The organism is Mesorhizobium sp. FG116, from assembly GCF_057809835.1.
In genome coordinates, this window is record NZ_JBMDKS010000049.1 from 1 (window position 1) to 9,723 (window position 9,723).

Genomic DNA, 9,723 nt, shown 5'->3' on the forward strand with positions numbered 1-9,723 from the left:
CTGCTCGTCGCTCAGCCTCGAGATGGCCTGCAACGTCCTCTCGTCGGTCAGCGGATGATCAGTCTCTGCGCCCACACCGATCCTGGCTACGGCTGCTCTCTGGAAAGGCCGGAAGACTACTTGGAAGAGGGACGCCGACGATGCCACGCCGTCGAGGCGGATGTGTGCCATGGGTCGCTCCATGCGTTTGCGGTGATGCGTGGAGGTTCTCATCGAACTGGCCGAATGTCCTGGAACGTTCCGGGAAATTTTCCTGAATTGTTGCTGAAGCGCGGGGATGCGTAGTGTTGCTTCGCCTCAGCGATCACCGGCCTGCAATCGGACCTAATCTAGACTAGACCCGAAACCTGGCTCCGCGTTCCGTTTCGCTCTCCCTTTCTAAGACTGTATCCCGCCACCGCAAAATTTCAGAACTCCATCAGACTTCATTCATGACGACTGCGCTCGATCGGTGGCACGATGATACCCGGAAAGGTCCAAGGCGACGCGCGTATGATCCCGAGTTGCCGGATGCTGGATCGGACGCATGTCGAGACTTCACGCCAATCTATTGCTGTTCGTTGCCGCAGCGTTCTGGGGCTTCGGAAATGTTGCGCAGAAGACGGTGCTTGACCATCTCGATCCGTTGAGCGCGGTCGCGATGCGTTGCTTGATCGGCGGGCTCCTAATCCTGCCGCTGGTGGCTGGCGAGCGCGGGGGACGCAAGGCGCGCGGGCACTGGATGAGCCTTGCCAGGGTCGTGGTGTTGTTCGCCGTCGCGCTCATGTTCCAGCAGGCCTCTTACTCCACCACCACGGTTACGAATGCCAGCTTCCTCGTAAATACGGCCACGGTGATCACGCCGCTGGCTGGATGGTTGCTGATGGGCGAGCAGCCGGCGCGGACCGTCTGGTACACGGGCGGCGCGACGATGATCGGCGCGCTGATGCTGTGCGGTGGCTTCAGCGATATCAGCCGCGGTGATGCGATCGCCTTGCTGTCGGCCGGCTGCTATGCGCTGTGGATGGTCGAGCTCGGCCGACACATGCACCTCCATGGCCATCCGTTCACAGCGGCGGCCGCGCAATTTCTCGGCGTTGCGATCCTGGCCCTGCCTCTCGGTGCCATCTTTGGCAACTTGTCGCCCGGCTCCGTGGCAGAAGCCGGTCGCGAACTCATCGTGTTGGGGGTCTTTTCCACTGCGCTTGCATTCGGCCTCCAGACGGCGGCGCAGCGCTTCACGCCGGCAAGCCATGCTGCGGTCATCGTCAGCGCGGAAGGCGCTTTCGGCGGGCTGAGCGCGGCGCTGTTCCTCGGCGAACGCATTTCTTCTATCGCCGCTCTGGGTGTGGCAATCATGCTCGGCGCCATCCTCTTCCTTATCTCGAGTGCCTCCGAACGTGGGGGATGCACGCGGGTTTCAGGTCAGCCCGGCGCCCAGCCTGACATCGATCGAACCGGAGAACCCGAAAGCCATCCCCGAGCATCAGCTGGGCCCTTCGCGCGATGTTCGTGGCGAGCCTGCTTTGGGAGCATCTATGTCGCTCCCGTGGCGGCCGACAGCAACCATAGCGCTCCGCACGCAGACCAACCTGCGCATATTCGATTTCGATCTAGTCTAAATATCGCGAGCCTCGTAGCAGCGATCGTGATCGGGCTCGCCACGCTATGAAACGACAGCGTTTAGAGGGTATTTGCCGCGCATGGAGCCTGGGAGGCGCAGTGGCAGGCCTTGCTGCGCCGCTACGCACGACCATCGGAGAAAGAGCGTCACGGGAAGCTGAAAAGGCGCGCAGCGAACGATATGACTACGTTGTCGATCCCTCCGATCTTTATGTCGTTTGGGACCGGTTGGCCGATCTGCCCGCGATGAGTGACGGCGGTATCCTCGCCTTTTCGATTGCGGAGGATGCTTCCACTGTAATCTGTCGTCTCAAGCGGCATGATGCTGCGCGACTGGGGTCGGAAGACCAGCCCCTCACGACCGAAAAAATACTTCCGCTCCATGACAGGCGAAGAGAAACGAGCGATGCGGCAAAGGGATGAATTTCAGGCTAGAGATTGGTCGGAGGCGCACCATACGGCTAAGGATCCAGGCGCAATCCGCATCCCTCTCCAGCGCGCCGCCCATCATGCGACCCATTTCCGGGAAACGATCGCGTCTAGGCCGCAGCGGACGCTGCACGGCTACATGCAGTCCCTCGATGCGTTCCGGGAAGCAGTTCCCGAAGCGGGCAACGAGGAGGTCGCCGTGATCGACGACCTAGTGGCTCGCGCCGAGCCCGGCCTGCACGCCATGACGGGCCCACGCTTCTTCGGCTGGGTGATCGGCGGCTCGCATCCGGTTGGCGTCGCAGCGGACTGGCTGACCAGCGCATGGGGCCAGAATGCCGGCAATCATCATGCGGCGCCCGCTGCGGCCGCTATAGAAACTGTAGCCGGCGGCTGGTTGGTGGATCTGCTTGATCTGCCGCGCCGGAGTTCGGTCGGCTTCGTCACCGGCGCCACAATGGCCAACTTCACTGGGCTGGCGGCGGCCCGCGGCTCAGTGCTCAGGCGAGCTGGGTGGGACGTCGATACACGAGGTCTTTTCGGCGCGCCGCCGATCACCGTCCTCATCGGCGACGACGCTCACACGACCGTCTTTTCCGCCCTGCAGTTCCTTGGCCTGGGACACGACAGGGTGGTTCGGGTTAAGACCGACCGGAATGGCCGAATGATGTCCGAGAGTTTCGCGGCCGCCGCCGAAAGGATTTCCGGGCCGGGCATCGTCATCTTGCAGGCGGGCCAGATCAACACCGGCGCATTCGACGACTTTCGGGCACTTGTTCCCCTGGCGCGCAAGGCTGATGTCTGGATACATGTTGATGGCGCATTCGGTCTATGGGCCCGCGCCTGTCCGGATCGGAAACACCTGACACACGGCCTCGACGAGGCGGATTCGTGGGCCGTCGACGGCCACAAATGGCTCCAGACCCCTTATGATTGCGGATATGCGATCGTACGCGATGAGGAAGCGCACCGCCGGGCGATGACGATCGCCGCCAGCTATCTGCCATCGGCACAGGAAGGCGAGCGCGATCCCACGCATTTCGTTCCGGAACTATCGCGCCGTGCGCGCGGCTTCGCCACTTGGGCGATGATTAAGCATCTCGGACGCACTGGCATCGCTGCCATGATCGAGCGGAATTGCCGAGTAGCGCATGGCATCGCCGAGCACTTGCGGGAGAACAGCGGCATAGCAATCCTGAACGACGTCGTTCTCAACCAGGTCCTCGTTCGCTTCGGGGTCGACGGTCCCGATGACGAAGCCGACCGCCTCACTGAATTGACGATCCGCCAGATTCAGTCCGACGGGGTGTGTTTCACGAGCGGGGCAAAATGGCGCGGGCGGCAGGCCATGCGCATTTCGGTCACCTCTTGGTTTACCGACGAGGAACAGGGAAAAATCGCAGCCGACGCGATCCTGTCGGCTTGGCACGCTGCCCGTCAGCGCGCAGAGGCGGGATCCAGCTGAAAGATCTACTGGCGATCATTGTATGGGATGCGGCCGGAGTCGACATCGCCCTGGAGGGCGCCACGAGATGTCACCCGTCTTGCAGAGGCAGTATCTGCGAGAAACGCGGATCCTCGCGGATGGGATCGTAGTCGATATCGGCCAGGAGCATCTCAATGGTTTTTCGGGGCGCCTGCCGGGCGGCCTTTTCGAGGTGGTGGAGCGCTTCGTTCGCTTCGCCGAACTGCGCGTGTATGCTGGAAGCGTTGACATGCGCGACGAAATCATCGGGTTCGATGGCAAGCGCCTTGGTCAGCCAGCCATGCGCGCTCTCCTTGTCGCCGAGATAGGCATAGGCGACGGCGCCACGATGCAAAGGCGATGGGTCCTGCGGATTGAGCTTCGCCGCCCGCTCGGCACGCTCGATGCAGGATCTTGCCCAATCCGGCCGCCGCGGATCGCTCCAGGGAAGGAAGGCGGCGACCATCATCGGCGAAATATAGTCGTCCGGCCGCAGTTGGGCGGCCAGTGTGAACAGTGAAACCATTCCCACCCGGTCGCGTCGGAAGCGCATCATGGTCGAGGCGAAAAAGAAATTGGCCTCGTAGGAATTAGGATCGAGCGAAAGGGCTTGCCGGTAGGAGCGCTCAGCCTCGTCGTATCTTCCGTGGCCGAAAAGCGCGAAACCGTAAGCGATGTAGGCTTCGGGAAGACTCGGGTCGAGATCTAGGGCCTTCTCAGCGATCGGCAGGGTCGCCTCCGCCGCGACAGCGTGGCCATGCCACTCGCGAAGGTAGCAATCACAGATCACCATGCTTGCATGGGCCCGCGCATAGAGCGGATCTAGCCCGGCCGCCTTGGCGAACATGCGTCGCGCCGTGAGAAGGTTGGATTTCGTCAGCGCCAGGGCCAACTGCCGGCCCTGCAGCTCGTAGTGATAAGCTTCGACGCTTGTCATGCGGGCCTGCCGTATGGCTTCCTTTTCCTCGACTAACAGCCTCGGTCTCCAGCCGGCTGACGACGGCTTCCGTGATCTCGTCCTGGATCGCAAAGATGTCCGCCATGTCGCTGTCGAACCGCTCCGCCCAGAGAAGGTCGCCGGTTTCGGCCTGGACCAGGCGGGTGGAGACGCGGATACGCTGGCCGGTGAGGCGTACGCTGCCCTCCAGTAGATGCCGCACGCGTAGCTCTCGCGCAATCTCGTCGCCGCGCATGGCGCGCCCCTTGAGAGCGAAGCTGTAATTCTTGGAGACCACACGCAATCTGCGACTTTTGGCCAGCGCCGTGGTGATGTCCTCCACTATGCCGTCGGAAAACCAATCCTGGTCGCAGCCGGCCGTCTCGAAAGGCAGCACGGCGATCGACGGCTTTTCGGGCTGAGGCTGGCCCGCCGGCGTCGGTGGCGTATCTTCTTGCTGGCGGAGAATACGCAACCGCGTTTCATCGAGTAAATACCCGCGGCGTGGAACGGTCCGTACGATACCTTCCGCTTCGTGGCCGAGAGCAGCGCGGATGTCCTTGAGACATTGGCTGAGAGAATCATCGGAGATAAAGGCGTCTGGCCATACCGCTCGCACCAATTCGTCCTTAGCGATGACGCGGCCAGGATGCTGGATAAGATAGGTTAGCAGCGCAAGGGATTTCGGGCGCAGTGTAACGTCGCCGACACTGTTCCGAAGCCGGCCCTGCCTGAGATCCAGTGTATGACCAGCAAACTCGAATACGGTCATGATCCTTTCCGTCATGGCTCGACGCCATTCTGACAATCATGGCCAAATAATCACCGTGTTTCTACTGTGAACACTAGACAGTGGCCCTGACCTAAACATGAACCGTATCAGGTAACCCTCAACTCTAAAACGCGAAGAGCGGTGCCTCAAAGGATGCGCGTAGGCAACCTGCCGGAGTATGAATCAATTCGGCGCGGCGGCACTATGATTGGCCGCCTCTCAGACGGACCAGGTCAAAGCGCAGTTTCTCGCTTTGGCATCGGGATCACCGATGGATGGTGCCTTCTCGGTCCACGCACGGCGCCTGCGACGTCGTCTGTCTGCAGCAATCAAGACATCGGACGAGAGGTTCCCGATCGACGCCATCCGCAATGCCAGCCAGGGCGTGATCTGGCATGGCCAGAAATCTTATAGGGGCATTCCTGGACGTTTACGGCCCCGGCCATCATTGCGCCCCCCCAGGACCAGAAGGGCGCGCCAACACGATTGCACCGAGCCACTTTAGTACCAATTTAGCCGAAGCCCGGTCTCTTTATAGAGTCTAGGAACGTCTTTCTGTCGAGCGTTCCCGACTGATGGGCGGCCACGAGCCGTTGAGCGACACTCTCTGCCTCCGGAGATTTTGGATCGAGGTCGAGACGTGCACATGCAGCGTCGAATATCTCCTGCAGGACGGCGATCTGCTCGGGATCCAGGATGCCCAAACCTTCCAGCGCCCGCACGATAGCCATTGATCCCTCCTTCGCCGGCTTTCGTCCATGATTGTTCACCCGCTTTGTCTCGAGCCATAGTGACACATTCGGACGAATAGCAGAGCCATCGTGGCTTCAGAAGGCATTGAACTTTTTTGAGTTTCGCGGAACTGCCTGCAAACTCAAGAGTTTGTGATGGCATCCCGCATAGGCAGGTTCATGATGGGATCCGACGAAGCAGCACGATTGGAGGCGGTTCGCCAGTACGCTGCTGGGGACTTTTCCCAAGAAGCGACCTTCGACAGGACCGTGACGCTCGCTGCCGATTTGCTGTCGACGCCGGTTGCGCTTTTCAGCGTTGTCGACGTCGACCGCATATGGTTCAAGGCGAGATATGGCCTCCAGATCGACCACGTTGATCGCGAGCCGGGCTTTTGTGCCAATGCCATCCTTCAGGACAAACCCTGGGTTATCGAGGACGCAAGAGCCGCGTCAGACGCTCGGGAAAACCGCCTCGTCAAGGAATTCGGCCTGGCTTCATACGCCGGTGTGCCGCTTGCGGTCAAAGACGGCCACAAGCTTGGCACGCTGTGCGTCCTGGACCGCCTGCCGCGGGCGTTTTGCGTCCGCGAGTTGGGTATCCTTGAAAGCCTCGCATCGCTGATCGTCGATGGGCTGGAGTTGCGCCGCGCCGCCAGGGAGGCAGCGGAAGCAGCTTCCGTCGCGGCAAGGGATCGCGAGTTGGCGCTTCGCACCGCCAACCGGCTGGTCAACGACGGCAGGCTTCTTGCCGCCTTGGTGGAGTCTTCCCAGGATGCCATCGTCAGCAAGAACCTGAACGGCATCGTCACCTCGTGGAACCCGGCCGCAGAGGAGACTTTCGGTTACTCGGCGGCCGAGATGATTGGCAAGTCGATCACGCGCATCATTCCCGACGACCGGCTGGACGAGGAGACCTTTGTCCTCGGCAGCATCCGGCGAGGCGAGCGTATCGAGCACTTCGAAACCATCCGTCGCCGGAGCGACGGCAGGCTGATCCCGATCTCGCTCACGGTCTCGCCGATCAAGGACGAGAACGGGACGATCCTCGGCGCCTCGAAAATTGCTCGCAATATCTCGGATCGGGTGGAGAGCCAGAACCGCATCCACGCCCTATTGCGGGAAGTCAATCACCGCGTGAAGAACCAGTTCGCCGTGATCCTTTCGATGATCCGGCAAACGAACGGCAGAACCCACGATCCACAGCAGTTCGAAACCAAGATCCGGCAAAGGATCATGGCGCTCGCCCGCTCTCATGACCTGCTGGTCAGCCGCAACTGGGACGGGGCTCCCATCCAGGACGTGCTCAAGGCGCAGACCGAAAGCTTCGGTCACCCGGACCGGATCGCCGCTTCTGGCCCGGAACTCCTGCTTTCTCCGATGGCCGTGCAATATCTGGGCATGGCCTTCCATGAGCTGTTCAGGAACGCGATCGATCACGGTTCTCTCTCGGCCGAGGCCGGGACGGTCGAAGTCGATTGGGATATAGTTGACAGGAATGATGAGGAATGGCTCGCCCTGACATGGAGGGAGAGCGGTGGCCCGGCAAATGCCGTGGTCAAGGAAGGCGGACTTGGCAAGATCATGGTGGAACGGATCACGCCGGCGGCGATCGGAGGCGTGGGCAGGTTTATCGAAGAGCATGATGGCGTGAGGTGGGAACTTCAGGCGCCACTGCGTCAACTGGAACCGCGGGATCTGGCCAAGGATTAGATCTGCCAGCGACGACACAACGGTAGGGCCGGTTGGCTGCCGCATTCATAAATCAGGCAACGGACGCCGCGGCGCGCGTAAACCGGATCGTCACGGTTATGCCTTTACCGGGCGTGGACTCGACCTTGAACTGGGCATGGGCGTTCTCCCGCAAGGAGGTTACGATCAATGCGCTGAGCTTGCCCGGCTCGGGCCATTCGACGGTTTCGGGCAGGCCGACTCCGTCGTCGGCGACAATGACCTTGCAGCCGGTCTCGTCGACAAGGCTGTGCAGCTTGATGGTGCCCCCATCGCGCCCTTCAAAAGCATATTTGAGCGCGTTCGTGATCAGCTCGTTGACGACCAGTCCCGCCGGCATCGCCACATTCACCGAAACCGGCCAGCTATCCACCTTGAGTTCCAGGCGAATCCCCTCGGTCGCCTGCGCTTGCATCGCCGCCGAGGCGACCTGGCTGAGATAGGTGCCGAGGTCCACTTCCTCGGACTGCCCTTCCGTCGCCAGCGCCTGATAGAGCAGCGCGAGCGATTCCACCCGGCCTGCGAGCCGATCGAAGCGCGCGCTCTCTTCCTGGCCGGATCCATGGCGTGCTTCCATCCGGATCAGCGCGGTGATCATCTGGAGGTTATTCTTGACTCGATGCTGGAGTTCGCGAAGCAGCGTGTCCTTCTCGCGGATGCGTTGTTCGAGCTCCTCCCGTGCGGTTTCGTCGGCGCTCGGTGTTCCGATCAGCGCAACCAGGCGGAAGGCGGCGGTTCCTTCGTCGTCTTCTATGGTGGCGGACCATGCATTGACCACTAGGGGCGCGCCGTCCCCGCGCTCGATCGTAAAGACGCCGATGAAATCCTTGCCATCGGTAATCGCGGTGCCGAGCTGCTTGTCAGCGCCGTCTGACGCAGCGCCCGCGAGGATCGTCCAATTTTCGCCGATGATTGCTTCTTCTGATCTATTTGACAGCCGTTCGAATTCACTATTGGCGTAGACGATGCGCTCGCGCGGCTGAAGCACTGAAACCGCGGTCGCGACAGGCAATCGGTCGAGAAACTGCTTGAAGCGCCTGCTCTCCAGCGCCGCGGCCAGATCAGGCGTATTCAACAAGCGTTCGAATTGACCAGACTGGTCGCTATCGTCATTGGCGGCCATTCCCTCTCCCTCCTGGACCATGGGGGCGGCAGCGACGTGCCTGTTGGCGCAGCTTACTTTATCTCCCAACTCTGAAACAGGCCGTTCCGTGTCAAAGCAATCGTCGATTGGACCCACGCCATGCTGGGTAGCGCGTCGGGATCAGGGAGATCGTGGATCGAACGGACACAATGGACGGATGGTGGAACCCCGCCCGCAGCCAATCAAGAGCAAACGCGCCATTAAAGCCGCCGGCGATGCTCTGCAAATTCTAGTGCGAGCGCTCTTCGCGTAGTGCTTTCTCGACGCAGTTCTGCTCCTCGCCATCATCGGGACGGTTCAGCGTCATCGTGCAACGGATCAGTAGACTCCAGTCAGGCCCGTGCTCGATGATGAGGTGCAGGTCGGATATTTCCTCGAAATAGTGTTCGACGCTCTCCTCCCTTCATCGGTGCGATACTCGATGACCGCGTTCCAGCGCTTGTCGGCTTGCAGCGTGACGATGTTGGTCATCTCGGCCCTCCTGGAGTGCTATGTCGAGGACCATGCACGCCGCAGTGTTGCGACCTTCGCGCGGCGTGGCGTGGCAGGAACAGCCAGGATCGGGAGCTTTGCTTCGGCGCCTCTTTCAGCGGGGCGCGGCCATAAGCACCTGTTCGATGGCGGCCTCGAACGCCCCTGTCGTGGCGTCCTTGCCTGAATTATTCTCTTCGATTGAGGAGAATGGGACTCATCTCGACGGCGTCACAATGCGCCTAACCTTCTCAAATTTCCATTGGGCGAGTTCGCGGAGCGCGTTTTCAGATTTGGACCCGCCGGCGGCGACAACAAATTCGAGCGTCATCATGTCGAGCAGAAATTCGTCGATGGCGGTCCGCGATTCCTCAGAGGTTCCGAAGCGCGCCAAGGTTTCTCTGGCCCGGCTTGTGCCGTCTGCCGTCCTGCCTTCGATCA

At 61.1% G+C, this 9,723-nt stretch carries 10 protein-coding genes; 4 read left to right on the forward strand and 6 right to left on the reverse strand.

Features of this window, described 5'->3' with window-relative positions:
- The first annotated feature begins 550 nt into the window (after window positions 1-550).
- The 3 genes from ACODTY_RS22520 to ACODTY_RS22530 all read left to right on the forward strand — a co-directional run bounded on the left by ACODTY_RS22520 (window position 551) and on the right by ACODTY_RS22530 (window position 3,496).
- A complete protein-coding gene (locus ACODTY_RS22520) occupies window positions 551-1,651 on the forward strand; it encodes a DMT family transporter (RefSeq protein WP_488996409.1) in 1,101 nt (366 codons plus the stop codon).
- On the forward strand, window positions 1,648-2,025 hold the full coding sequence (locus ACODTY_RS22525; protein WP_488996410.1) for a hypothetical protein: 378 nt from the start codon (window positions 1,648-1,650) through the stop codon (window positions 2,023-2,025). Before ACODTY_RS22520 ends, ACODTY_RS22525 begins: the two co-directional genes overlap by 4 nt.
- A gap of 145 nt (window positions 2,026-2,170) precedes the next feature.
- Window positions 2,171-3,496 (forward strand): pyridoxal phosphate-dependent decarboxylase family protein, encoded by a 1,326-nt coding sequence (locus ACODTY_RS22530; RefSeq protein ID WP_488996411.1) that lies wholly within the window; start codon window positions 2,171-2,173, stop codon window positions 3,494-3,496.
- A 70-nt stretch (window positions 3,497-3,566) separates the two neighbouring features.
- Here the strand turns inward: ACODTY_RS22530 and ACODTY_RS22535 are convergent, their stop codons facing one another.
- From ACODTY_RS22535 to ACODTY_RS22545, 3 genes are all read right to left on the reverse strand, one after another.
- Window positions 3,567-4,343 (reverse strand): tetratricopeptide repeat protein, encoded by a 777-nt coding sequence (locus ACODTY_RS22535; RefSeq protein WP_488996412.1) that lies wholly within the window; start codon window positions 4,341-4,343, stop codon window positions 3,567-3,569.
- Window positions 4,276-5,205 (reverse strand): winged helix-turn-helix domain-containing protein, encoded by a 930-nt coding sequence (locus ACODTY_RS22540; protein ID WP_488996413.1) that lies wholly within the window; start codon window positions 5,203-5,205, stop codon window positions 4,276-4,278. The genes ACODTY_RS22535 and ACODTY_RS22540 overlap by 68 nt, the downstream gene beginning before the upstream one ends.
- Before the next feature lie 512 nt (window positions 5,206-5,717).
- Complete coding sequence (locus tag ACODTY_RS22545) at window positions 5,718-5,936, reverse strand: hypothetical protein (protein WP_488996414.1); 219 nt, start codon at window positions 5,934-5,936, stop codon at window positions 5,718-5,720.
- A gap of 156 nt (window positions 5,937-6,092) precedes the next feature.
- Between ACODTY_RS22545 and ACODTY_RS22550 the strand changes: the two genes are divergently transcribed.
- Window positions 6,093-7,649 carry a PAS domain S-box protein gene (locus ACODTY_RS22550; RefSeq protein WP_488996415.1) on the forward strand — a complete coding sequence of 519 codons (1,557 nt, stop codon included), beginning with the start codon at window positions 6,093-6,095 and terminating at the stop codon, window positions 7,647-7,649.
- Between the two features lie 52 nt (window positions 7,650-7,701).
- Here ACODTY_RS22550 and ACODTY_RS22555 read toward each other — a convergent pair whose 3' ends face one another.
- From ACODTY_RS22555 to ACODTY_RS22565, 3 genes are all read right to left on the reverse strand, one after another.
- Window positions 7,702-8,790, reverse strand: a complete 1,089-nt coding sequence (locus ACODTY_RS22555) for a sensor histidine kinase (protein WP_488996416.1) — start codon at window positions 8,788-8,790, stop codon at window positions 7,702-7,704.
- A 339-nt stretch (window positions 8,791-9,129) separates the two neighbouring features.
- The gene (locus ACODTY_RS22560) at window positions 9,130-9,282 is read right to left on the reverse strand and encodes a hypothetical protein (RefSeq protein WP_488996417.1); all 153 of its coding nucleotides are present in this window, start codon (window positions 9,280-9,282) and stop codon (window positions 9,130-9,132) included.
- Between the two features lie 217 nt (window positions 9,283-9,499).
- A partial coding sequence (locus ACODTY_RS22565) for a hypothetical protein (RefSeq protein WP_488996418.1) occupies window positions 9,500-9,723 on the reverse strand: 224 nt, incomplete at its 5' end.

Bases quoted from the DNA above. Each gene is read 5' to 3' on its own strand.
- ACODTY_RS22545 (WP_488996414.1), bottom strand. From the start codon at position 5,936: ATGGCTATCGTGCGGGCGCTGGAAGGTTTGGGCATCCTGGATCCCGAG.
- ACODTY_RS22550 (WP_488996415.1), top strand. From the start codon at position 6,093: ATGGCATCCCGCATAGGCAGGTTCATGATGGGATCCGACGAAGCAGCA.
- ACODTY_RS22560 (WP_488996417.1), bottom strand. From the start codon at position 9,282: ATGACCAACATCGTCACGCTGCAAGCCGACAAGCGCTGGAACGCGGTC.
- ACODTY_RS22555 (WP_488996416.1), bottom strand. From the start codon at position 8,790: ATGGCCGCCAATGACGATAGCGACCAGTCTGGTCAATTCGAACGCTTG.
- ACODTY_RS22530 (WP_488996411.1), top strand. From the start codon at position 2,171: ATGCAGTCCCTCGATGCGTTCCGGGAAGCAGTTCCCGAAGCGGGCAAC.
- ACODTY_RS22540 (WP_488996413.1), bottom strand. From the start codon at position 5,205: ATGACCGTATTCGAGTTTGCTGGTCATACACTGGATCTCAGGCAGGGC.
- ACODTY_RS22535 (WP_488996412.1), bottom strand. From the start codon at position 4,343: ATGTTCGCCAAGGCGGCCGGGCTAGATCCGCTCTATGCGCGGGCCCAT.
- ACODTY_RS22525 (WP_488996410.1), top strand. From the start codon at position 1,648: ATGAAACGACAGCGTTTAGAGGGTATTTGCCGCGCATGGAGCCTGGGA.